Origin of the sequence: Streptomyces sp. NTH33, assembly GCF_003236365.1 — a bacterium.
Lineage (GTDB): Bacteria > Actinomycetota > Actinomycetes > Streptomycetales > Streptomycetaceae > Streptomyces.
This window is the reverse complement of record NZ_POTZ01001033.1, coordinates 1-751: the sequence shown is the minus strand read 5'-3', so window position 1 is coordinate 751 and position 751 is coordinate 1. Positions and strand designations below refer to the sequence as shown.

Genomic DNA, 751 nt, shown 5'->3' with positions numbered 1-751 from the left:
TGGTGGGGTTCTTTCTCCCCCGGGTCCTTTGAGTGGGGACCGTCTGCGGCACCGGAGCCCGTGGGGGTGGGTTCCGGCGGTGAGCAGCGCAGTTCGGCCCACACCCGCTTGCGCGGGAACCGGTCCTCGGCCACGCCCCAGCGGTCCGCGAGGGCGTCCACGATGAGCAGGCCGCGGCCCGACTCGGCGTCCCAGGCGGGCTGTTGGGGTGCGGGGAGACGGTCACCGCGCGTGTCGGTGACCTCGATACGGAGCGTGCCGCCGATCAGGTAGAGCGTCAGCCGGAAGTCCCGTCCGGGGACGCGGCCGTGCGTGATGGCGTTGGCCGCCGGCTCGGCCACGAGGTGGCTCGCAATCTCCGTGGGCAGCCCCCAGCGGCGCAGTTGCGCCTCGGCGAGCAGGCGGGCGAGGCGGGCACCGCGCCGTGTGGACGACAGCAGCGCGCTGAAGTGGGGGAACTGGATGCCCTGTTCGGCCGTGAGGTCGGCGATTTCCTGATTCACGTCACTCAGCGTGGCCGAGTACGCCTACCGTGAGGAGTGACTGAATGATTGCGTACGGTTACTTTCGGCTGCTTGTCCGGTGCTGTCCGGGCCGTCGGCGTCGTTCGTAGGGGTAGGGCGCCGCGGTACGGCGCGGGACTACGGAGGGGTGCGGCGTGTCGGTGGACGGCGAGGCGGTACGGCTCGGGGCAGAGGCGGACGAGCCGGGGTGGGAGGTGGACCCCGACGACGAGTGGGGAGTCGCGGTG

At 71.6% G+C, this 751-nt stretch carries 1 protein-coding gene and 1 pseudogene; one reads left to right on the top strand and one right to left on the bottom strand.

The genetic code is table 11. The annotated features are described in order from the left end of the window. The coding region (locus tag C1I97_RS38280) for an ATP-binding protein (RefSeq protein ID WP_111007400.1) at positions 1-503 on the bottom strand (503 nt) is incomplete at its 3' end. 155 nt (positions 504-658) lie between these two features. Here C1I97_RS38280 and C1I97_RS42360 point away from each other — a divergent pair. Beyond that, positions 659-751, top strand: a pseudogene (locus C1I97_RS42360) (transcriptional regulator); the annotation flags it as partial.